General features: G+C 70.9%; 19 protein-coding genes. 13 read left to right on the top strand and 6 right to left on the bottom strand.

Translation table 11 applies throughout. From position 1 onward, the window contains the following. Positions 1–36: 36 nt before the first annotated feature. Positions 37–1,584, bottom strand: coding sequence for a phospholipase D family protein (locus ASF44_RS20170; RefSeq protein ID WP_056901031.1), 1,548 nt, complete (start codon positions 1,582–1,584; stop codon positions 37–39). Positions 1,585–1,690: 106 nt separating this feature from the next. Here ASF44_RS20170 and ASF44_RS20165 point away from each other — a divergent pair, with 106 nt between their 5' ends. From ASF44_RS20165 to ASF44_RS20155, 3 genes are read left to right on the top strand one after another with little or no spacing between them, the layout of a single operon-like run. Next, positions 1,691–3,385, top strand: coding sequence for a Na+/H+ antiporter (locus tag ASF44_RS20165; RefSeq protein ID WP_056901030.1), 1,695 nt, complete (start codon positions 1,691–1,693; stop codon positions 3,383–3,385). Between the two features lie 52 nt (positions 3,386–3,437). Beyond that, entirely contained in the window at positions 3,438–4,430 is a 993-nt protein-coding gene (locus ASF44_RS20160; RefSeq protein WP_056901029.1) for a DUF4105 domain-containing protein, read from the top strand. A 26-nt stretch (positions 4,431–4,456) separates the two neighbouring features. Beyond that, complete coding sequence (locus ASF44_RS20155) at positions 4,457–6,370, top strand: triacylglycerol lipase (RefSeq protein WP_056901136.1); 1,914 nt, start codon at positions 4,457–4,459, stop codon at positions 6,368–6,370. A 69-nt stretch (positions 6,371–6,439) separates the two neighbouring features. On the opposite strand, the gene ASF44_RS20150 is transcribed toward ASF44_RS20155, so the two are convergent. From ASF44_RS20150 to ASF44_RS20135, 4 genes are all read right to left on the bottom strand, one after another. Continuing rightward, a complete protein-coding gene (locus ASF44_RS20150) occupies positions 6,440–7,411 on the bottom strand; it encodes a tripartite tricarboxylate transporter substrate binding protein (RefSeq protein ID WP_056901028.1) in 972 nt (323 codons plus the stop codon). A gap of 26 nt (positions 7,412–7,437) precedes the next feature. Next, entirely contained in the window at positions 7,438–8,184 is a 747-nt protein-coding gene (locus ASF44_RS20145) for an SDR family NAD(P)-dependent oxidoreductase (RefSeq protein ID WP_056901027.1), read from the bottom strand. Positions 8,185–8,275: 91 nt separating this feature from the next. Continuing rightward, positions 8,276–8,956, bottom strand: coding sequence for a Crp/Fnr family transcriptional regulator (locus ASF44_RS20140; RefSeq protein ID WP_235579285.1), 681 nt, complete (start codon positions 8,954–8,956; stop codon positions 8,276–8,278). A gap of 30 nt (positions 8,957–8,986) precedes the next feature. Beyond that, a complete protein-coding gene (locus ASF44_RS20135) occupies positions 8,987–9,859 on the bottom strand; it encodes a DMT family transporter (protein ID WP_056901025.1) in 873 nt (290 codons plus the stop codon). A gap of 247 nt (positions 9,860–10,106) precedes the next feature. On the opposite strand from ASF44_RS20135, the gene ASF44_RS20130 reads away from it, so the two are divergent. The 5 genes from ASF44_RS20130 to pdeM all read left to right on the top strand — a co-directional run bounded on the left by ASF44_RS20130 (position 10,107) and on the right by pdeM (position 16,204). Next, positions 10,107–11,003, top strand: a complete 897-nt coding sequence (locus ASF44_RS20130) for a universal stress protein (protein WP_056901024.1) — start codon at positions 10,107–10,109, stop codon at positions 11,001–11,003. A gap of 156 nt (positions 11,004–11,159) precedes the next feature. Continuing rightward, positions 11,160–11,435: a DUF4148 domain-containing protein gene (locus ASF44_RS20125; RefSeq protein WP_056901023.1), complete on the top strand. Its 276-nt coding sequence runs from the start codon at positions 11,160–11,162 to the stop codon at positions 11,433–11,435. Between the two features lie 175 nt (positions 11,436–11,610). Further along, complete coding sequence (locus tag ASF44_RS20120) at positions 11,611–12,894, top strand: solute carrier family 23 protein (protein WP_056901022.1); 1,284 nt, start codon at positions 11,611–11,613, stop codon at positions 12,892–12,894. 74 nt (positions 12,895–12,968) lie between these two features. After that, a complete protein-coding gene (locus ASF44_RS20115) occupies positions 12,969–15,548 on the top strand; it encodes a ligase-associated DNA damage response DEXH box helicase (RefSeq protein WP_082524921.1) in 2,580 nt (859 codons plus the stop codon). Next, complete coding sequence (gene pdeM / locus ASF44_RS20110) at positions 15,548–16,204, top strand: ligase-associated DNA damage response endonuclease PdeM (protein ID WP_056901021.1); 657 nt, start codon at positions 15,548–15,550, stop codon at positions 16,202–16,204. The genes ASF44_RS20115 and pdeM overlap by 1 nt, the downstream gene beginning before the upstream one ends. 44 nt (positions 16,205–16,248) lie before the next feature. Here pdeM and ASF44_RS20105 read toward each other — a convergent pair whose 3' ends face one another. Next, positions 16,249–17,238, bottom strand: a complete 990-nt coding sequence (locus ASF44_RS20105; protein WP_056901020.1) for a LacI family DNA-binding transcriptional regulator — start codon at positions 17,236–17,238, stop codon at positions 16,249–16,251. Between the two features lie 353 nt (positions 17,239–17,591). On the opposite strand from ASF44_RS20105, the gene ASF44_RS20100 reads away from it, so the two are divergent. From ASF44_RS20100 to ASF44_RS20080, 5 genes are all read left to right on the top strand, one after another. Continuing rightward, entirely contained in the window at positions 17,592–18,362 is a 771-nt protein-coding gene (locus ASF44_RS20100) for a MotA/TolQ/ExbB proton channel family protein (RefSeq protein ID WP_082524938.1), read from the top strand. 10 nt (positions 18,363–18,372) lie between these two features. Beyond that, positions 18,373–18,804, top strand: coding sequence for a biopolymer transporter ExbD (locus tag ASF44_RS20095; protein WP_056901018.1), 432 nt, complete (start codon positions 18,373–18,375; stop codon positions 18,802–18,804). Between the two features lie 28 nt (positions 18,805–18,832). Continuing rightward, positions 18,833–19,267, top strand: coding sequence for a biopolymer transporter ExbD (locus tag ASF44_RS20090; RefSeq protein WP_056901017.1), 435 nt, complete (start codon positions 18,833–18,835; stop codon positions 19,265–19,267). Next, a complete protein-coding gene (locus tag ASF44_RS32400; RefSeq protein ID WP_162243850.1) occupies positions 19,264–19,959 on the top strand; it encodes an energy transducer TonB in 696 nt (231 codons plus the stop codon). Before ASF44_RS20090 ends, ASF44_RS32400 begins: the two co-directional genes overlap by 4 nt. 149 nt (positions 19,960–20,108) lie before the next feature. Then, positions 20,109–22,901 carry a TonB-dependent receptor domain-containing protein gene (locus tag ASF44_RS20080; protein WP_162243849.1) on the top strand — a complete coding sequence of 931 codons (2,793 nt, stop codon included), beginning with the start codon at positions 20,109–20,111 and terminating at the stop codon, positions 22,899–22,901. Positions 22,902–22,920 lie beyond the last annotated feature (19 nt).

Below are 22,920 nucleotides of genomic sequence, written 5' to 3'. Positions count from 1 at the left end.
GGGCGGTGGGATGCGCCTGACGGTGCCGAATCCAGGCTAAAGCAGCCAGTCGATCGGCAGCCAGGACAGCACGCGCACGCCCAGCCGCAGCCACAGGCTGGTGCCGGGCTCCTGCGCCAGCACCAGCGGCGGATCGCTGCGCCCGTCCAGCCACTGCAGCCGGCCCTGCGGGTCCAGCTGCAGCTGGTAGCCGCGCTGGCGGGCCTTCTCGCGCAGCTGCTGGTCCAGCTGCGCGGCCAGCACGGCGCTGTCGATGACGAAGCCGAGCTCGGTGTTGAGCCGTGCCGAGCGCGGGTCGAAGTTGAACGAGCCCACGAACAGCTGGCGCCGGTCGACCACGAAGGTCTTGGCATGCAGGCTCTCGGCCGAGCTGCTGCCCAGGCGCAGCTTGGCGTCGGGCGCCTGGGTGTCGGCCTCGCGCCGCATCTCGTAGAGCTGCACGCCGGCGCGCAGCAGCGGCACGCGCCAGGGGATGTAGCCCGCGTGCACCACGGCCACGTCGGTGGCCTCGAGCGCGTTGGTGAGGATGCTGACCTCCACGCCACGCGCCGCGAGCTTCTCGAACAGCGCGGTGCCGCGCGCGGTCGGCACGAAGTAGGGCGAGACCAGCTTGAGTTCGTGCGCCGGCGCATCCACCAGCCGGGCCATGCGCATGTACATCAGGTCGGCGTCGGCGGCCTCGCCCAGGCCCTTGGCCGGGTCGTCGCTGACGAGCTCGACCGGCGCCCAGTGCAGCGGCAGCCGCGCCGCCAGCAGGTCGGCCACGAAGGCCGAGCGCGCCACCGCCTCCAGGTAGGCGCGCGTGCGCTCGGGCAGGTTCTGCAGGTCCTTGGGCGGCGGCGGGGCGGCCGGGCCGGCGTCCACCAGCATCGCCAGCGGATACGCGGAGCCGCTGGCCCAGTAGCGGTCGAAGTCCTTGGACACCGCCTGCACCACCGGCCCGACGGCCAGCACGTCCAGGTCCACGAACAAGGTGTCGACCTCGGCGCCGAAGTATTCGTCGCCCACGTTGCGTCCGCCGACCACGGTGGCCTGGTCGTCGGCCGTGAACGACTTGTTGTGCATGCGCCGGTTGGCGCGCATGAAGTCGGTGACGAAGCCCAGCGGCTTGAAGCGCCGCTGCACGAAGGGGTTGAACAGCCGCACCTCGATGCGCGGGTGCGCGTCGAGCGCGGCGAGCGGCGCATCCAGGCCGGCGCTGCCCAGGTCGTCCAGCAGCAGGCGCACGCGCACGCCGCGGTTGGCCGCGCGGCGCAGGGCCTCGAACAGCAGCCGGCCCGACATGTCGTCGCGCCAGATGTAGTACTGCACGTCCAGGCTGCGCTCGGCGGCCTCGGCCAGCAGCACGCGCGTGGCGAAGGCGTCGCGGCCCTGGTCGAGCAGGAACACGCCCGAGTGCCCGGCCGCATGCGGCGCGGCGGCCTGCTGCACGGCGCGGCCCAGGCGCGTGCCGGCGGTGTCGGCGTCCAGGCGGCTCTCGCTGCGGCCTTCCAGTGGCGGCAACCGGGCGCAGCCGGCCAGCAGCAGGGCGGCGAGCAGCAGCAGGGCGGCTGGCAGTGCGGGGGCAGGGCGCGGCGAAGGCATGCACGGCCATTGTCGCGACCGGCGGCGCCAGGCCGGTGTCAGCCTTTTTCTGCATACTGGGTCCGCCCCTGCGGCCGCTGCGGCCGTCCGCTTCCCACTCCCGTCCATGCATACCGTCGAAACCGTGCTGCTGGTGCTCCTGCTCGGGGCGATGACCGGCATCGCGGCGCGCTACCTGCGCGCCATCCCGCTGCCCCTGATCCAGATCGCGCTGGGCGCGGCGCTGTCCTGGCCCCAGCAGGGCCTGCACATCGCCTTCGACCCGGAGCTGTTCCTGCTGCTGTTCATCCCGCCGCTGCTGTTCGCGGACGGCTGGCGCATTCCCAAGCGCGAGTTCTTCGCGCTGCACCGGCCGATCCTGCGGCTCGCCCTGGGCCTGGTGCTGTTCACCGTGGTCGGCCTGGGATACCTGATCCACTGGATGATCCCGGCGATGCCGCTCACGGTGGCCTTCGCGCTGGCCGCCGTGGTCTCGCCCACCGATGCGGTGGCCGTCTCGGCCATCACGCGCAACCTGGGCATGCCGGCCAAGACCATGCACGTGCTGGAGGGCGAATCGCTGCTCAACGACGCCTCGGGCCTGGTGGCGCTCAAGTTCGCCGTGGCCGCCACGCTGACCGGCGCGTTCTCGTGGGCCGACGCCGGCAAGGAGTTCCTGTGGGTTGCGCTGGGCGGCCTGGCGGTGGGCACCGGCCTGGGCTGGGCCTTCGCCGTGGGCCGCGAGACCGTCACGCGGCGCGTGGGCGACGTGGCGGCCACGCAGATGGTGCTGCTGCTCGTGCTGCTGCCGTTCGCGGCCTACCTGGTGGGCGAGCACATCGGCGCCTCCGGCATCCTGGCCGCGGTGGCGGCCGGGGTCACGACCAACTTCGCCGACCTGCGGCGCGGCGAGTTCGTCGCCGAGCGCATGCAGACCGAGGGCATCTGGACCATGGTGGAGGCGGCCTTCAACGGCGCCATCTTCCTGCTGCTGGGCCTGCAGCTGCCCTCCATCGTGGGCACCACGCTGGCGGCGGCCGGCGAGGACTGGTGGCTGCCTGCGGGCCAGGCGCTGCTGATCACGCTGGCGCTGCTGGGCCTGCGCTGGATCTGGCTCACGCTGGGCGTGCGCGGCAGCCTGTGGCGCGCGCACGAGCGCGGCTCCATGGCCGAGCAGCCTTCGCCGCTGCTGGCCCTGGCCACCACGCTGGCCGGCATCCGCGGCGCCGTGACGCTGGCCGGTGCGCTGTCGGTGCCGCTGCTGCTGCCCGGGGGCGCGGGCTTCCCGGCGCGCGACCACCTGGTCTTCCTGGCCACGGCCACCATCCTGCTGACGCTGGCGATCGGCAGCGTTGGCCTGCCGCTGGTGTTGCGCCGGCTGCCGCCGCCCGGCGAGCCGGCCTCGGTGCAGGAAGAGCGCAGCGCCCGGCTGGCGGCCTGCAGGGCGGCCATCGCGCACATGGCGCAGCAGGTGCCGGGCGCCGATGACGCCGAGCGCCAGGCCCAGGTGCAGGAGGCCGTGGGCCGGCTCACGCAGGACTACCGCAAGCGCATCGACCTGCTGGAAGACCCGGCCGCGCCGGCCACGCCCGAGGCGCAGGCCGAGTCGCCCGAGGCCGTGCGCCAGCGCCGCCAGCGCTACCTGCTGGAGATGGAGCTGCGCCTGAACGCGTTGCACGTGGAGCGCAACACCCTGTACGCCGAACGCCAGGCGCACCGCATCAACGACGCATCGCTGCGCACGCTGGTGGGCGAGCTGGACCTGGCCGAGGTCTCGCTGCGTCGGCGCCTGGCGGTGGCGCGCCAGGCCGCCAGCCGCTGAGGGGTGTTTCCGGATAATCCGGCCCGACCATGAACCTGCCTTCGACACCGCGATGATCGGCCGCGCCGCCTGGACCCTGGTGCTGCTGCTGTCCAGCCTGTGGGCCGTGCCCGCGCTGCACTACCGCCTGCCCTTGCCGACGCCCTGGGCCAGCGTGGCGGCACTCGGCTGGGCCGTGTTCGCCCTGGCCGCCATCGCCCTGCTGTGGCGCGACGGCGCGGCGCGGCCCGTGCTGGCCTACGCCGTGGCCTTCGTGCTGCTGTTGGGCTGGTGGGTGCGCATCGCGCCTTCGGACACGCGCGTCTGGTCCGACGACGTGGCCCGGCACCTGCAGGCGCAGGTCGACGGCAGCGTGGTGACGCTGGCCAACGTGCGCGACTTCGACTGGCGCAGCGACGACGACTACACGGCGCGCTGGGAGACCCGGCGCTACGACCTGGACCGGCTGCGCTCGGTCGACATGGCGCTGTCGTACTGGATGGGGCCGGCCATCGCGCACACGCTGGTCTCGTTCGGCTTCGACGATGGCCGGCAGCTGGCGTTCTCCATCGAGATCCGCCGCGAACGCGGCGAGTCGTTCTCGGCCGTTGCCGGCTTCTTCAAGCAGTACGAGCTGAGCCTGGTGGCGGCCGACGAACGCGACATCCTGCGCGTGCGCACCAACGTGCGCGGCGAAGACGTCTACCTGTACCGCGTGCAGCTGGCGCCGGCCGCGCAGCGCGCGCTGTTCCTGGCCTACCTGGCCGAGGCCGACGCGCTGGCGCGCCAGCCGCGCTTCTACGACACGCTGACGGCCAACTGCACCACCATCGTCTACGAGATGGCGCGGCGCATCGTCGGCGGTCTGCCGCTGGACTGGCGGCTGCTGGCCTCGGGCTACCTGCCCGAGTACATGCACGGCGTGGACGGCCTGGTGCCGGGCCACACGGTCGAGGAACTGCGCAGTGCCGGCCGCATCACCGACCGCGCCAGGGCCGCCGACGCCGATCCGCAGTTCTCGCAGGCGATCCGGCGCGGCGTGCCGGGCATGGAGGCCGCACCGTGACGCGGCTGGCCCGGCTGCTCCCGTGCATGTCCGCCTGGCTGGCCCTCGTGCTGCTGGCGGGCTGCGCCGGCGTGACGGTCTCATCGGTCTCGCCGGCCAAGTACCTGGCCGAGCGCCGCGGCGATGTGCTGACCACCGGCCGGCTCAGCGAGACGGCGCAGGAGGTGCTGCGCGTGGTCGGCATCGCCGACTGCCGCGAGCGTCCGGTAGCCTGCCGCGGCGCGCTCGGCATCTCGGGCGGCATCAGCGAGGAGCAGCGCCTGTCGGCCCTGGCCGAGCTGTGGCTGGAGAACGCATTGGCGGCGGACAAGGCGCTGGCCACCGACGAGATCGTGCTCGACGCCTGGCTGGAGACCGCGCGCCACGCCTACGCCTACCTGTTCTTCACCGCGCGCCGGCCCGGCGAGCGCGCCTTCGAAGACCGCCAGACCCAGGTGCGCGACTACTACAACTACGCCGTGCAGCAGACCGTGACGCTGCTGTTCAAGGTGTACAGCCGCACGCCGGCCGCGCAGCGTGGCGAGACACTGGCCCTGGGCGGCTGGCGCATCGACAGCCACGCCGACGACCTCGCCCTGCCGCCGGACGCGCCGATGCCCGACGAACTGCTGCCGGCGTCCTCGCTGCGCTTCACGGGCCTGCGCAACACCTACCGGCGCGACGGCTTCGGCGCCGAACTCGTGGCCGTGCTGCCGCAACCCCGGGATGCCGACGCGGCCCGGCCCTTCGACGCCACGCGCTTTCCGGCCATCACGGCGCTGCTGCGCTTCGAGGGCGACACGCTGCCCGACGTCCTGGCCGGCCGCGCGGTGCAGCTGATGCTGTACGACCCGTACCGCAGCGCCCAGGCGCCGCTGGCCGCCGAGCGCGTGCCGCTGGCCGCCAACTTCACGGCCGGCTACGGCCTGTGGCTGGCGCGCGCGGGCTTTGCCACGCAATCGCTGCGCACGCTGTTCGGCCTGTCCGACGGCATCGTGCGCCCGCGCATCCAGCTCATGCAGCCCTACGACCCGGATCGCCGTACCATCGTCATGCTGCATGGCCTGGCGAGCAGCCCCGAGGCCTGGATCAACGTGGCCAACGAGGTGCTGGGCGACGAGCTGCTGCGCCAGAACTACCAGATCTGGCAGGTCTACTACCCCAGCAACGCGCCGCTGGCCTTCAACCAGAAGGCCATCCGCGATGTGCTGCTGCAGACGCTGGCCCACTTCGATCCGGGCGGCCGGGCCAAGGCCTCGCGCGACATGGTGCTGGTGGGCCACAGCATGGGCGGCGTGCTCGCGCGGCTGCTGGTGTCGTCCTCCGGCGACGGGCTGTGGGCCACGCTGCCGGCTGCGGCGCGCGCGGCGCTGTCGGCGCCCGACGCAGGCGAGAAGCAAGACGCACGCGAGAGACACGAGACAAGCGAGGCGCGTGCGGTCCGCGAGGCGCGCGAGCGGCTGGCGCCCTATTTTTCGTTCGAGCCGCTGCCGCAGGTCAGCGAGGCCGTCTTCATCGCCGCGCCGCACCGGGGCACGCCGTTCGCGGGCAGCCGGCTGGCGCGCCGCATCGCCAACTTCGTGACGCTGCCGCTGGCGATGCTGGAGCAGGTCGGCGATGTGACCGGCCTGTTCGGGCGGCCCGGCCCCGATGGCCAGGAGCCGGGGCCGCAGCGCATTCCCAACAGCATCGACAACCTGCGCGACACCGACCCCTTCGTGCAGGCCGCCGCCGCGCTGCCGATCGGCCCGCGTGTGCGCTACCACTCCATCATCGGCCAGGCCGACGCCACGCTGCCGCTGGCCGACGGGAGCGACGGCATCGTGCCCTATGCCAGCGCGCACCTGGCGGGCGCCGCGTCGGAGCGCGTGCTGCCCTCCGAGCACAGCGTGCAGGAGCATCCGCTGGCGATCCTGGAGATCCGGCGCATCCTGCGCGACGCGCTGGTGCGCGCGCCCTGAGCCGGCCTGCGGTCCGCCCGGGACGCGCCGGCGGCGGACGGCATGCGCCGGCATCCTGCGCGGCGCGCATCACTCCAACTTGACGTTCGCGGCCTGCACCACGTCGGCCCAGCGCCGCATGTCCGCCGCCAGGAACACGCGGAACGCATCGCCGGGCACGACCATCGGCACGAAGCCCGTGGCGTCCAGCCTGGCCTGCAGCGCGGGCGTCGAGAAGGCCTTGACCGTGAAGTCGGTGAGTGTGGCCAGCACCGCCGGTGGCGTGGCCGCGGGCGCGAACAGCGCAGCCCAGGCGTCGGCTTCGGCGTTGCGCACGCCCTGTTCGGCCAGCGTGCGCAGCGCCGGCAGCTGCGGCGCGCGGTCGCTGGACGCGAGGGCCAGCGCGGTCATGCTGCCGGCCTTGATGAAGCTCAGCACGCTGGGCATGGTGGTGAAGGTGGCGTCGATGTGGCCGCCCACCAGTGCCTGCGCGGCCTGGCCGCTCCCGTTGTACGGGATGTGCGCCATCTGGACGCCGGTGGCGATCTTGAACATCTCGGCCGCCAGGTGCGAGGCCGAGCCGTTGCCGCTGGAGCCGTAGTTGATCTTGTGCCCTGGCTTGCGCGCCAGCGCGATGAAGGCGTCCAGCGTCTGCACGCCCAGGTCATTGCGCACCACGAGCACGTGCTGCAGCCGCCCGATGCCGGCCACCGGCGCGAAGTCGCGGACCGGGTCGTAGCCCAGCTGGGGCAGCAGGGCCGAGTTCGCGCCATGTGTCTGGTTGGTGCCCATGAGGAGGGTGTAGCCGTCGGCTGCGGCCTGTGCCGCGGCGCGCGTGCCGATGGCGGCCGAGCCGCCCGGCTGGTTCACCACGATGGCGCTCTGGCCGAAATGGCGCGAGAAGCCGTCCGTGAAGATGCGCGCCACCAAGTCCAGCGTGCTGCCGGCCGGGTAGGGCACGATGAGCCTGACCGTCTTGGCGGGGTAGGCCTGTGCCCGCGCGGCAGGCAGGGCGGCGGCCGCCGAGGCGGCCAGGATCAGTTGGCGTCGATGCAGGTCCATGGTGTCTCCAGGTGGTTGTGCGAGGCTCAGGCGGCGAGGTATCCGCCGTCGACGTTGAGGACGGCGCCCGTCATGTAGCTGGACATGGACGAGGCCAGGAACACGGCCGGCCCGACCAAGTCGCCGGGCTGGCCGTAGCGGCCCATCGGGATGCGGCCCATCAGGTACTGGCTGCGCGCGGGGTCCTGGCGTGCGGCAGCGGTCATCTCGGTGGCGATGACGCCGGGGGCGATGGCGTTGACGCGCACGCCGCGCGGCGCGAGCTCCAGTGCCAGCACCTTGGTCAGCATCGCGGCCGCCGCCTTCGAAGTGGAATAGGCCAGCGACATCGGCGAGGCCTGGAACGCGGTGATCGAGGTGATGTTGATGACGCTGCCGCGGTTGGCGCTCAACGCCGCGAGGCAGGCCAGCGTCATGTGGCGCACGCCGTCCAGGTTCACGTCCATGGCGCGGCGCCATTGCAGGTCGCGGTCGGCGCTGTCGAACGCATGGCGCGGCCGCACGCCGGCGTTGTTCACGAGGATGGACAGCCCGCCCCAGGCCCCGGTGGCGTCGGCAACCGCGGCGCATTGCGCCGGGTCGGTCACGTCCAGCGCGAGCGCGTGGGCCGTGCCGCCGGCCCGCCGGATCGCGGCGGCGGTGCGTTGCGCGCCCTGCGCATCTAGGTCGGTGACGACCACGTCGGCGCCCGCTGCCGCGAGACCCTGGGCCATGGAAGCGCCCATGCCGCGCGCAGCGCCGGTCACCAGCGCGAGTTGTCGGTGCAGCAGCATCCCGTCTCCGTCCATCCGTTGTCGATGCCGCCACGATAGGGGCGGCACGCCGGCCCGGGCGTATCCAGCGATACAAAACCGGGCCGGTTTTTCAGCGCGCCTCGAACAGCGCGATGAAGGCCTCGGGGTCGGTGATCTCCACGCCCTTGGCGCGCGTGGCCACCCAGCCCCGCGCCGCGAGCGGCTTGAGGGCGCGCGTCACGGTCACGCGGCTGAGCCCGGTCATGGCGCCGATCTGCGCATGCGTGAGCCGCAGCTGTGGCGCGTCCTGGTGGCGCTGGCCGATGGCGGCGCGCGCGAACAGGTCGACGAGCCGCGATTGCGGGCTGGCCGACGTGAAGCTGGCCAGCTTGTCGATGAGGATGCGGTGCTTGATGCCCAGCAGCTGCAGCAGCGAGACCAGCAGCTCGGGATGGCCGGACAGCAGTTGCTGGATCTCGCTGGCGCGGTAGCGGGTCAGCACCGCGTCGGTCACGGCCGTGGCGGTGACGTAGCGCGGCTTGTCGATGAAGGCCGAGGCTTCGCCGAAGATCGCCCCGGGACCGAAGATCTCCAGCAGCAGATGGCTGCCATCGCTGCGCAGCACCGTGGTGTGGACGAAGCCGGCGCGCACCAGGTAGAAGCAGTCGTGCAGGTCGCCCTGCGCGTAGAGCACCTCGCCGCTGGCCAGCCGCTGCACCGTGCCGATGGCCGTGTTGTGCAGCCACGGCGCGCTGAGCGCCCGTGCGGCGTCCCACGATGCGTAGGCCGACGGTTGGGAGGACGACAGCATGGGCGTCGACGACGGAGGCTGCATGCTGCCTCAGGCCCCGCTCAGCAGCACCACGCCCAGCACCACGAGCACGCAGCCCGCGGCCCGGGCCGGGCCCACGCGCTCGCGCAGCACCAGCATGCCAAACAGCGCGCCCACCATCATCGACATCTCGCGCGTGGGCGCGACCACGCTCAGCGGTGCGCCCATCTCCAGCGCGGCCAGCACCAGGATGTAGGACAGCGGCGAGAGCAGGCCCACCGCCACCGCCAGCCACCAGTGCCCGCGCATGGCGGCCAGCGCGGCGGCGCGGTTGCGCAGCATCCAGGGCGCGAGCACGCACAGCCGCACGAGGTTGGAGCACCAGTCCAGCACCACCGGGCCCACGCCCAGCACCTTCACGCCATAGGCGTCGACCACGGTGTAGCCCGCGATCAGCGCGCCCGTGGCGCCGCCCCAGCGCACGCCGGCCAACGCGCTCGGCTGGCGGAACATGGCCAGCCGGCCGTCGGTGCAGATCAGCGCGATGCCCAGCACGATGGCCGCCAGGCCCAGCAGGCCGTGCAACGAGGGCGCCTCGCCCAGCAGCACGAAAGCGCCGATGGAGGACAGCAGTGGCCCGGTGCCGCGCGCCACCGGGTAGACCACCGACAGGTCGGCCACGCGGTAGCCCTTTTGCAGGCACATGCTGTAGACCAGGTGCAGCAGCCCGCTGGCGACGATGCACGCCAGCACCGGCCCGTCGATGGGCATGCCGCCGTGCGTGAGCTGCCATGCCACCCAGGGCAGGTAGGCCGCGCAGGCCACCACCGTGCTCGCGCCCACGAAGGCCGTGCCGGCATGGGCGGCGCGCTTGGCCAGCAGGTTCCAGGTGGCGTGGATCAGCGCGGCAAGCACCACCATCGACAGGCTCAGCAGCGTCATGGCAGGCCTCCCGGGCCGGGGGTGGGGGCGTGCGCGGCGCAGGGCCGGATGCCCCGCGGTGGCTGCGCTGTGTGGGCCCGCAACGGGGCCGGCCGGTGTCTTGTGGGCTGCATGGTCTCCGGCCGGCATTGTCCACCGGCGCGCGTGGGCCCGCGTTGCACAGCGCCTTACCATGGCCGATGGCCCATGGCCGCCGACGCGCCCGATGGTGGCGCCGGAGGTTCGAAGAATTGAAAGGGAAAGCGACATGACCGAAGCCATGCACCAGAGCGTGCTGCTGGCCACCGACCTGAGCCCGCGCAGCGACCGCGCGCTGGACCGCGCACTGCTGCTGGCGCGCGCGTGGCGCGTGCCGCTGGTGGCGCTGACCGTGGTGCCGCCCGCGGCCGGGCTGGTCACGCACCCGGTGCTGGCCTTGTCGTCCGACGCGGTGGCGCAGCGCGCCGCGCGCCGCCAGGCCGAGCGGCGCCTGCGTGCCGACCTGGCCGACGCCTCGGTGCCGCCCATCGTGCATGTGGAGCAGGGCGAGCTGACCAGCACCGTGCTGGCGGTGGCCAAGGCCGAGCGCTGCGGCCTGGTCGTCACCGGCGTGGCCCGCCACGAGGCGCTGGCGCGCGCGCTGCTGGGCTCCACCGTGGAGGCGCTGGCGCGGCGCGCGCCCGTGCCGCTGCTGGTGGTGCGCGAACGCGCGCGCGCGGCCTACACCCAGGTGCTGGTCACGAGCGATTTCTCCGCGCATGCGCGGCACGCGCTGCAGACGGCGGTGGCGCTGTTCCCGCAGGCCGGCTTCACGCTGTTCCACGCCTTCGGCAACCCCTACCCGCTGCTGGCCGGCATGGACGTGGAGCAGGCGCGCCAGGCCGGACGCGCCGCGGCCGAGGAGCAGGCGCGGATGTTCCTGGACGCCACACCGCTGCCCGCCGACGTGCGTGCGCGCACCACGCTGCGCCTGGCCTACGGCGACCCCGGCCTGCTGCTGCGCGAGCATGGCGCCGAGCACCCGGGCGAGCTGGTGGTGCTGGGCACGCAGCGCCGCTCCGGCCTCACCGGGCTGCTGCTGGGCAGCGTGGCCGAGCGCGTGCTGGAACTCGCGCAGAGCGACGTGCTGGTGGTGCCGCCGCAGCCTGCCGGCGGCCGGCCCTAGCGGCTCGTTCGAAGTGAGGATGTCGGTCGGTCCCTCGAATTCCACAATGCAGCCATCGGTGAGGTGCGCATACCCGGGAACTCATCGAGCACGCCGCGGGCATGGGGTCCGCTGCGTTGGATGAGAAGCTGCAACCCAACTTGCGAGGACCGAACCATGAACACCCAATGGATCGCGTCGGCCTGGATGGCCGCCGCCTTTGTCGCCACGCCTTGCCTTGCCGACGTGCACGCGTCCGGCGAGGTGGGCTACATCCCACCCGTCGCCAGCGCGCCGAGCACGCTCACGCGGGCCGAAGTGCTCGCCCAGCTGGAGCAGGCGCAGCGCGAGGGCACGCTGCCGCCGACGGCGGAAGGTGCCGACATCGGTGCCGTGGCCGCGCCGCAGCAGCCGACGCTGCTGGCGGCACAGCCGACGCTGGCCGCGCGCTGAGCCGCGCCCGCCACAGGCGCTGCGGCACGTTGCTGCCGCAGCGCCTTCAACCTCCTTGCCGGCCACGCCCGGCCGTTGCCCTGGCACACAATCGCGCGGTCGCACCATCGCGCCGGCGCCCGCCGCCCGGCACCGTGTGCGCCACCATGACAAGGCAACAACAAGGAGATCTGCCATGGCCAGCCTGTTCCCGAACTGGACCCTGAAGACCGGCGGCGAAGTCGCACCCGACGAACGCCTGCCCACGGGCCAGACCATCGCCATGGGCGTGCAGCACGTGGTCGCGATGTTCGGCTCCACGGCGCTGGCGCCCATCCTGATGGGCTTCGACCCCAACACCGCGATCTTCTTCTCGGGCATCGGCACGCTGATCTTCTTCCTGATGACGGGCGGCCGGCTGCCGAGCTACCTGGGCTCGAGCTTCGCCTTCATCGGCGTGGTGATCGCGGCCACGGGCTACGCGGGCAGCGGGCCCAACGCCAACATCGGCGTGGCGCTGGGCGGCATCATCGCCTGCGGGCTGCTGTACTTCCTGATCGGCCTCGTGGTGCAGGTGGCGGGCACCGGCTGGATCGAGCGGCTCATGCCGCCCATCGTGACGGGCACGGTGGTGGCCGCCATCGGCCTGAACCTGGCGCCAGTGGCGGTCCGGATGCTCGGCGCCACCCCCGTGGACACCACCATCGGCCTGCTGACGGCACTGGCCGTGGGCCTGATCGCGGTGCGCAGCCGCGGCGTGGCCGGGCGGCTGCCGATCCTGCTGGGCGCGCTGTGCGGCTACGCGCTGTACTGGATCGCGGCCAACGGCCTGGGCTGGGCCAAGCCCATCGATTTCTCGGGCGTGGGGCAGGCGGCCTGGTTCGGCCTGCCCAGGTTCAGCACGCCGGTGTTCGACGGCACGGCCATGCTGCTGATCGCACCCGTGGCCGTGATCCTCGTGGCCGAGAACCTGGGCCATGTGAAGGGCCTGGCCGCCATGACGGGCCGCAACTTCGACCCGCTCATGGGCCGCGCCTTCATGGCCGACGGCATCGCCACCATGGTCTCGGGCACGGGCGGCGGCACCGGCGTGACGACGTATGCCGAGAACATGGGCGTGATGGCCGTCACGCGCATCTACTCCACGCTGGTGTTCGTGGTGGCCGCGCTGGTGGCGCTGCTGCTGGGCTTCTCGCCCAAGTTCGGCGCGCTGATCCTGACGCTGCCGGTGCCCGTGATCGGCGGCCTGGCGCTGGTGGTGTTCGGCCTCATCGCGGCCACGGGCGGGCGCATCTGGGTGCAGAGCAAGGTGGACTTCTCGCGCCCGCGCAACCTGATCACGGCCGGCGTGGCGCTCACGGCGGGGGCAGGCGATCTCACGCTGTCGATCGCGGGCTTCAAGATGGGCGGCATCGGCACCGCCACCTTCGGCGCCATCGTGCTGTACCACCTGCTGCGCGAGCGGGACGGCACGCGCTGAGGCCCGGCGGCCGGCCTCGCATCGCGGGCTTGTCCTGCGCGGCCCGCGCGTGCCGCATGGCATGCTGCTGCGCAATGAAAAAGGCGCTGTCCACCTGGTTCACCGCACGCGGCTGGAAGCCGTTCGCGTTCCAGCGCGAGGTCTGGCAGGCCCTGGCCGCGCGCGAGAGCGGCCTGCTGCATGCCACCACGGGCGCGGGCAAGACCTATGCGGTGTGGCTCGGCGCGCTCGGCGCATTCGCCGGCAAGCCGCCCGCGCGCGGGGCCGGCGCGCCGCTCACGGTGCTGTGGATCACGCCGATGCGTGCACTCGCGGCCGACACGCTGCGCGCACTGCGCGAGCCCTTGGCCGACCTGGCCCCGCACTGGACGGCCGGCGCGCGCAGCGGCGACACCACGTCGGCCGAACGCAGCGCGCAGGACCGGCGCCTGCCCTCGGTGCTGGTGACCACGCCCGAGAGCCTGTCGCTGCTGCTGGCCAGGGCCGGCGCGCGCGAACTGTTTGCCCACGTGGGCCTGGTGGTGGTCGACGAATGGCATGAGCTGCTGGGCAACAAGCGCGGCGTGCAGGTGCAGCTGGCACTGGCACGGCTGCGGCAATGGCGGCCGCAACTGTGCACCTGGGGCATGTCGGCCACGCTGGGCAACCTGGAGCAGGCGATGCAGGTGCTGCTGGGCCCGGGCCAGCCGGGGCACCTGGTGCGCGGGGCCGTGCCCAAGAAGCTGGCCATCGACACCTTGCTGCCGCCGCGCGCCGAGCGCTTCCCCTGGGCCGGGCACCTGGGCCTTGCCATGCTGCCGCAGGTGGTGCAGGAACTGGAGAGTTGCAGCACCGCGCTGGTCTTCACCAACACGCGCTCGCAGGCCGAGATCTGGTACCAGGCACTGCTGGAGGCGCGGCCGGACTGGGCCGGCAGCATCGCGCTGCACCACGGATCGCTGGACCGCGCCGTGCGCGAGTGGGTGGAGGCGGGGCTGAAGGCCGGCCAGCTGCGCGCCGTGGTCTGTACCTCCAGCCTGGACCTGGGCGTGGACTTCCTGCCGGTGGAGCGCGTGCTGCAGATCGGGTCGCCCAAGGGCGTGGCGCGGCTGTTGCAGCGGGCCGGGCGTTCCGGCCATGCGCCGGGCCGGCCTTCTCGCATCACCCTGGTGCCCACGCACAGTCTGGAGCTGGTCGAGGGTGCGGCGGCCCGCGCGGCCGTGGAGGACGGACTGGTGGAGGCGCGCGAGCCGCCGGCGCAGCCGCTGGACGTGCTGGTGCAGCACCTGGTGACGGTGGCGCTGGGCGGCGGCTTCCTGCCCGACGACCTGTACGCCGAGGTGCGCACGACCCATGCCTATGCGCAGCTCGATGCGCAGCGCTGGCAGTGGTGCCTGGATTTCGTACGCCAGGGCGGCACGGCGCTGACGGCCTACCCGGACTACCACCGCGTGGTGCCGGACGCAGACGGCGTGTGGCGCGTGCCCGATGCGCGGCTGGCGCGCCGCCACCGCGCCAACATCGGCACCATCGTGGCTGACGCGAGCATGGTCGTGCAGTTCGTGGGCGGTGCGCGCATCGGCAGCGTGGAGGAGGGGTTCGCGGCGCGGCTGCGCCCGGGCGATGCGTTCATGTTCGGCGGGCGTCTGCTGGAGCTGGTGCGCATCCACGACATGACGGCCTGGGTGCGGCGCGCCAGCGGACGCAAGGCGGCGGTGCCGCGCTGGAATGGCGGGCGCATGCCGCTGTCCTCGCTGCTGGCCGATGCGGCCGTGGTCGAGCTGGCGCATGCCGACCAGGGCCGGTACGACAGCCCGGAGATGCGCAGCGCACAGCCGCTGCTCGACGTGCAGCGCCGCTGGTCGGCCCTGCCCACGCCCGACACGCTGCTGGCCGAGACGCTCAAGTCGCGCGAGGGCTGGCACCTGTTCCTGTATCCCTTCGCCGGCCGCCAGGTGCACCTGGGCCTGGCCAGCCTGCTGGCCTGGCGCGCAGCGCAGCAGGCGCCGCGCACCTTCTCCATCGCCGTCAACGACTACGGCTTCGAGCTGCTCAGCGCCGCACAGGTCGACTGGCCGACGCTGCTGCCCACGCTCTTGCACCAGGCCCACGACGGCCCCGCGCTGCTGGCCGAGGTGCTGGCCAGCCTCAACGCGGGCGAACTGGCGCAGCGGCGCTTCCGCGAGATCGCGCGCGTGTCGGGGCTGATCTTCCAGAGCCACCCGGGCGAGCGGCGCAGCAGCCGCCAGCTGCAGGCCTCGTCCTCGCTGTTCTGGGAGGTGTTCCGCCAATACGACCCGTCCAACCAGCTCCTGGTGCAGGCCGAGCAGGAGCTGCTGGCGCAGGAGCTGGAAGTCGGCCGGCTGCAGGCGGCGCTGCAGCGCATGGGCGAGCGCCAGCTGGTGCTGCGCGCGCTGGCGCGGCCCACGCCGTTCGCGTTTCCGCTCATGGTCGAGCGCTTTCGCGAGCAGCTGTCCAACGAACGCGTGGCCGACCGCATCGCCCGCATGCTGGCCCAGCTCGAACAGGCCGCCGGCGGCGCTGCCGATGGGAATGGTGGTGGCAATGGCGGTGGCGATGGCGCCGACCAGGTGCAGGCCAGCCTGCAGTTCGGCCGGCAGAGCGACCTGCCGACACCGGTGCGTGCGCCGCGCCGCGCGAGGGCGCGCCGGTGATGCCCGGCCACGCCGTGGCCTGGGCCCGCGAGGCGCTGGTGCTGCTGCCCGAGCGCGCGCTGTGGTGGCCGGCGCGCCGCACGCTGCTGCTCGCCGACCTGCACCTGGGCAAGGCCGCCACGTTCCGCGCCGCGGGCCAGCCCGTGCCGGCCGGCACCACGCAGCGCAACCTCGCGCGGCTGGACGCGCTGGTCGCGCGGCACGGCGCGCAGGCGCTCGTGGTGCTGGGCGACTTCCTGCATGCCGAGACGGCCCGCACGCCGGCCCTGCTGGATGCGTTGGCCGGCTGGCGCGCGCGGCATGCGGCGCTGGCCATCACCCTGGTGCGCGGCAACCACGACAGCCATGCCGGCGATCCACCGCCGGGCCTGGGCATCGCCGTGGTCGACGAGCCGCACCTCCTGGGCCCGTTCGCGTGCTGCCACCATCCGCAGCGCCATGCCACACACTTCGTGCTGGCAGGCCACGTGCACCCGGCCTGCGTGCTCCAGGGCCCGGGCCGCGACCGGCTGCGGCTGCCGTGCTTCGTGGCCGAGGCGGGCCAGGCCTGGCTGCCAGCGTTCGGCGAATTCACGGGGGGCTGGCGCGTGGATGCGGTACCGCAGCGCCGTCGCTACGCGGTGGCCGATGGGCAGGTGTGGGCGCTGCCGCCGTGATGGGCGCTGAAAACTGGAGCGGGCCGCTGGATGCCCGCAAGCCTCTAGCGCGTGCTGTCCCGACGCACCAGCGTGGTCGGCAGCACGACCGACAAAGGGCGCTCGCCGTTCACCTGGCGCAGTAGCGCGTCCAGCAGTGCCGTGCCGCCGGCATGCACGCACTGGCGCACGGTGGTCAGCGCGGGCTGCACGAGCTGGGCCAGCACGATGTCGTCATAGCCCACCACCGCCACATCCTGCGGCACCCGCTTGCCGTGCCGCAGCAGCACGCCGATGGCCGCCATGGCACTGATGTCGCTGCCGGCGAACACGGCGTCGAACGTGAGGCCGTCGCGCAGCATGGTGGCCACATCGGCTTCGACCAGCTCACGGACGAAGGGCAGCTTGCGGCACAGCGCCGGATCGGGTGTCAGCCCCCGACGCTGGTGGGCTTGCAGATAGCCTTGGTAGCGCAGGCCGGGCTCGGGCGTGTCTGCATCGCCGATGAAGGCGATGCGCCGGGCGCCCTGGGCCAACAAGTGCTCGGTGGCCATCGCCCCGCCGGCCACGTTGTCGCTGCCGACGGTGCAGTAAAGATCGTGCGGCAGCTTGGCGCCGAACACCACCAATGGCACGGCCCGCATGGCGAGGTCATTCAGCTGCACATGGTGATGGTTCTGCCCGAGCGAGATGATGCCGATGGCCCTGCCGCTCAGGTAGGGCAGGGCGATCGCGTCGCCCCGGTCGGGCTTGATGCTGGTGAGCAGCATCTCGTGGCCCAGTTGGTTGCAGGCTTCCGCGATGCCGCCCAGCAAGGACAGGAAAAAGGGGTCCGAGAAGTCCTGCCCGCCACCGGTGCCGTAGGGCACCACCACTGCGACCGTGTTGTTCTGCTTCAAGCGCAGGTTCTGCGCGCCGACATTGACCGAGTAGTTGAGCGACTGTGCCAGCTCGGCCACGCGCTGCCGCGTGCGCTCGTTGACCAGATGGCTGCCGGTCAGCGCACGGGATACCGTGGACACGGACACACCAGCGAGCCGCGCGATGTCTGCCATCTGCAGGCGGTCGGTCGGTTGGCGTCGCGCAATGGGCACAGTCACTTGGTCAGACTCCTGGGTCGAGGCGGCGGCGGTCGGCCGCGGCTTGATGGGTGCACGGCAAGCCCGCTTCGGCATGCGCGGGCAGCATTCTGCATGCAACTGATTGCAGGCCGGCTTCGATGATCCCACGCGGGATTTCCCTAGACAACAAACGATTGCAAAGTCTGCAGAATCGACGCTCGGCGTGTTTCGCATACATCGTATGCAATTCTTGTTATTTTTAGTTGGAACGGATGCCGGAGCATCCCCAGGAGACCAAGGTGCCCAAGTTGAAACCATTCTTCGCCGCTGCGTTGGCGGTTTTCCTGATGTTCGTCGCCGCGCTGGCGTCTGCCCAGGCCCCGGCAGAGGCGCCCGCAGCCGCGGCCGCGGCCGTGACCAGCGCGCATGCGCCGGCGGCCAGGCCCACGGCGCAGACGGACAATCCCTACGGCTTGTTCGCGCTGTGGACGCAGAGCGATGCGGTGGCCAAGGGGGTGCTGCTGATCTTGTCGATCATGAGCATGGCCAGCTGGTACGTCATCGTCACCAAGCTGGTCGAGCAGGGCCGCATGCGGCGCCAGGCCGGCGTGGCTGAGAACGATTTCTGGAATGCCGGCAGCGTGCAGGCCGGTGCGGCCAAGCTGAACGATGGCAGTCCCTTCCGTTTTATCGCCGAGGCGGGCCTCGACGCCACGCGCAAGCACAGTGGCCTGCACGCGGCGGTCGATTTCGCCGATTGGGTGGACTTGTCGATCCACCGGGCCACCGAGCGCGTACAGCGCCGCCTGTCCAATGGCATGAGCCTGCTGGCCACCGTGGGCTCCACGTCGCCGTTCATCGGGCTGTTCGGCACGGTCTGGGGCATCTACCACGCGCTGACGGCCATCGGCGTGGCCGGGCAGGCGTCCATCGACAAGGTGGCGGGCCCGGTCGGCGAAGCGTTGATCATGACCGCCATTGGCCTGGCTGTCGCGGTGCCGGCGGTGCTGGGCTACAACTGGCTGCTGCGCCGCAATACGGCCGTGATGGACGACGTGCGCGACTTCTCCGGCGAACTGCACTCCGTGCTGCTCGGCACCGCGCAGCCGGCCAAGTGAGGGAGATGCCATGGCGATGAACCTGCCCGCCTCCGGCGGGGAAGGTGAGGAAATCATCTCGGCGATCAACACCACGCCGCTCGTGGACGTGATGCTGGTGCTGCTGATCATCTTCCTGATCACCATCCCGGTGGTCAACTATTCGGTGCCGGTGGAGTTGCCGAAAGAGCGCAACGAAGTGCGCGAGAGCAAGCCGGAGGACATCGTGATCTCGGTGGACAGCACAGGTGGCATCTACTGGTTCGATGCACGCGTGCGCGACGGGAACGCGCTGATCGAGCGTCTGTCCGAAGTGGCCAAGCTCGATCCGCAGCCGGAGGTCCACATCCGCGGCGACTGGAAGAGCGACTACGAACCGGTCGGCCGCATCATCTATGCGTTGCAGCGTGCCGGCATCGTCAAGGTCGGTTTCATCACCGAGCCCCCGGCCCGGGGCGGCTGATGCGCATTCGGCTCGGTAAACCAATCCCATGAACCGCAACCTGCGCAAGAAGCGGCGCGTCGTCGTTGACGCCGCGCCCGTGGTGGACATCAACACCACGCCGTTGATCGACGTGATGCTGGTGCTGCTCATCATGCTGATCATCACGATCCCGGTCCAGCTGCATTCGGTCAACCTCAACATGCCCACCGGCAATCCGCCGCCCAGCGAGGTCAAGCCTGTGGTGCTGCGCCTGGACATCGACGCCACGAGTGCCGTGCTGTGGGACGGTGAAGTGCTGCCCGACCGCGGCGAGGTCGAACGCCGCATGGCTGAAGTGGCGGCCCTGCCGGTACAGCCTGAAGTGCACCTGCGCCCGGATCGCCGTGCGCGCTACGAGACCGTGGCGGCCGTGCTGGCTTCGGCGCAGCGTATTGGCCTGACCAAGATTGGCATCGTTGGCTCGGAGCAATTCGTCAAATGAGCACGACCCTCATTGCAATGCCGGCGCGCGCGCGCCGGGAGTTCAAGCCGCGTAGCCGCGTTGGTCCGGTCGGCCTGGCGGTGATGGCGGCGGTGCACGTCGTGATCGGCATCGGCCTTGTTTACGGACTGGGCCGCCATGTCGTCGAAGTCGTGAAGAAGCCGCTGAACGCCACCATCGTGCAGGAAGTGCAGTTGCCGCCACCGCCGCCGCCGCCGCCTCCGCCGCCCCGGGAAGTTGCGCGGCAACCGCCACCGCCTGCGGCACAGCCCCCGGCCTACGTGCCGCCGCCAGTGAATACGCCGCCCGTTGCGGCACCGTCGCCGCTTGCGGCCGTGCAGAGTGCCGAGCCTGTCGCTCCTGCGCCGGCGATGCCGGCACCGCCAGCAGCACCGGCCCCGGCGGCGCCGCCGGTTCCACCCGCACCACCCAAGCCGGTGGCCAGCGACATGGCAGTCGTGTGCCCGAAGCAGGTTCGCCCGGAGATGCCGGACAAAGCCATCGAGGAGGGCATAGGCGGCACTGTGCGGGCGGAGGCCCGCATACGGGATGGCCGTGTGGTGGATGTGAAGATCCTGTCCGGGAACAAGCTGTTCCATGCGCCGGTGCGCCGCGCGCTGCAGCAATACGAGTGCATCGGCGGGCCTGACGAGACCATCGCCCGGCAAGACTTCGAGTTCAAGGTCGAGTAACCCACGGCCGCACCCGCCCCATGGCGCGGTGACACCACTGGTAGCCCGCGTGCCGGCAGCCTAGATGCCGGCCGCGCGCCCGCCAACCATGACGATCGCTCCACTGTGCATACGTTCATCCGCGCATGGAGGACTTGTGTTTTTTAAACATGCAATTTGAATTTATAAGAAACATTGCATACGGGAAATCACGGAATACAAACGATTGCATTAACGACAGAATTTCCTTGTGCCCGGCAGATGGACCGGCACGTGGGAAACGATCAGGAGACAGCATGATTTCGCACAACATTCAAAACGACGGTATGCACGCCTGGGCTGTCAGGGCCCAGCACCACACACGCAAAGCGCGTCGTGCGCGGCGAACGCCAACGCAGTGCGCGCTGGCCGCGTCGCTTGCGGCCTTGCACATGGGAGCCGTATGGGCGCAAGCCGCGGAACCAGCTGCGCCGACGGCGGAAGCGGCAGCCTTGTCCGCGCCCAACGGTGCAGCCGCAGCGGCCGCGGCGGAAGACCAAGCCGGCAGCCAGCTGGACAAGGTCGTGGTGACCGGCAGCACCTCACTGCGCCGCACGGTGCGTGAAAGCTCCGTGGCCGTGACGGTGGCCGACCGCGAGGTGCTCGACCGCAAGGCACCGCGCAGCACCGCGCAGGCGCTCGAACTGGTGCCGGGCATCATGGTCGAAGCGTCCGGCGGTGAGGTGTCCAACAACTTCTCCGTCCGTGGCCTGGCAGGCGGCGCGCAGCAGTTCATCCAGTTCCAGGAGGATGGACTGCCGGTCTTCTATACCAACGCGTTGTCCGACACCATCCTCAAGCAGGAGCTGTTCATCGACCGCATGGAGGCGGTGCGCGGCGGCACGTCGGGCATCCTGACTGCCAACGGCGCCGGCGCCACCATCAACTTCCTGACGTTCAAGAACAAGGACGATCCCGAAGGCGCCGCGCGCATCACGCTGTCCGACTACGGCACGAAGCGCTTCGATTTCCGCTACGGTGGCCGCATCTCGGAAAACTGGTTCGGCGGCGTCGGCGGCTTCTTCCGCAGCTCCGATTCGGTGCGGGACACCGGCTTCACGGCCGACCACGGCGGCATCTTCCGCGGCTACCTGGGCCGCAAGCTCGACGATGGCGAGTTCAGCGTCAACATGAAGCTGGTGGACGACCACAACACCTTCCTGCTGCCGATTCCGCTACGCAACCCGAGCCGCCCGACCGGCCTGCCCGGCATCAACGCCAACTACGGCACCCTGCTCGGCCGCGACAACGGCATCATGACCGTGCTGACCTCGCCCAAGACGGGTGCCTTGTCGCAGGTCAACGACGCCGTCAACGACGGCGTGGCCACGCGGTCGCAGTCCTTCGGCTACAACTTCGAGAAGGGGCTGGACAAGGAATGGCGCCTGCGCTCCAAGGGCCGCTACACGCATTTTCAGAACGACTTCAACTCGGTCTTCAGCTTCGACAACGCGAGCCTGCAGCCGGGGGTGAACCGGCTGGACCCATCCCGCAACACCGATGTCCAAGGCATGTTGAACCGATTTGCGGGCGCCTGCGGCGGCGCCTGCATACCAGGGCTGCGGATCGTGGGCACCGGTGAGGTTCTGACCGCGCCCGGCCAGATCAATGCGCTGAACGGCAATGGCCTGGTGGCTGAAAACATCAGCGCCAGGAACAAGCGCTACCTGACCGAGTACGTCAACGATGCCGCCGTCACCTGGACCTTGCCGAACAACAGCCTGACCATCGGCTGGCTGATGTTCGACACGAAGATCAACAAGGAGAGCAATGTCGGCGCGACCAAGTTCCTGAGCGACGTGCGCAGCAATGCACGCCGCACCGACATCGTGGCCGTGGGCCCCAACGGCCAGGTCGCAGGCGCGCTCACCGACGGCAGCGTGCTGGAATACGGCACCTGGGGCGAAGGTGTGAACACCGCCTCCATGATGTCCAATTCGCTGTACATCAATGACGAATACAAGGTCAACGATCGTTGGCGCGTGGACGCGGGCGCCCGGCTGGAGCACTTCCGCTACAACGGCTGGCAAGGGCAGGGCATCGGCCGCACCAAGGTGCCTGGCGCCTTCGATGCGAACGGCAACGACGTGGACAACATCATCGCCAACAACGAGTACGCAGGCACGTTCGGCGGCAACTTCAAGCACGTGACGGGCAACTGGACCGAGCCGTCGTGGACAGTGGGCACCAATTACCTGATCAACGACAACATGGCCGTCTATGGCCGCTACGCGGCCAGCTACCAGGCCAACAACGAGAACCCGGTCACCAAGATCAACTTCGCCGAGCTGGGCCTGCGCTACAAGCAACGCGGCTTCTCGGTCACCGGCACGCTGTTCCGCACGCAGTTCAAGGACTACCGCGTGTCCCGCCAGTTCGGGACGGACACCAGGTCCACCGACATCGTGGGCGACATCATCGTGAACGGTCTGGAACTCGAGGCCAACTGGCGCCCGGTGCGCTGGGGCGGGTTGACGTTTACGGGCGTGTTCCAGAAATCCGCGTTCGATCCCAAGAGCGCGACCGGCCCATCCGCAGAAAGCCAGGCGCGCGGCATGAGCGCGTTCAAGGGCAACCGCCCGAAGCGCACGCCCGAGCTGAACTTCACCGTCGCACCCACCTGGTATTTCCCGAACCGCAAGGGCGAGCTGTCGCTGGCCTACCACCTGGTGGGCGATCGCTTCTCGGACCCGGCCAACACCCTGAAGCTGCCCGCATACCGCACGTTCGATCTGTCCATGCGTTATGAGCTGACGCCCGCGATCACGCTGAACGCCAGCATCCAGAACCTGACCAACACGGTCGGGCTGACCGAAGGCAACCCGCGCTCCGGCTTCAGCGAGGTCGCCGGCAACTCAGATTACTTCTTTGCCCGTCCGATCCTCGGAAGGAACGCCAGCGTCAGCCTGACCATGACGTTCTGAAGGCTGCCAGCCAGCGGCC

It is taken from the genome of Pseudorhodoferax sp. Leaf274 (assembly GCF_001422445.1).
In the GTDB taxonomy this organism is placed as follows: Bacteria; Pseudomonadota; Gammaproteobacteria; order Burkholderiales; family Burkholderiaceae_C; genus Pseudorhodoferax.
The sequence above is the reverse complement of the archived record's forward strand: the minus strand, read 5'-3'. Positions and strand labels throughout refer to the sequence as shown.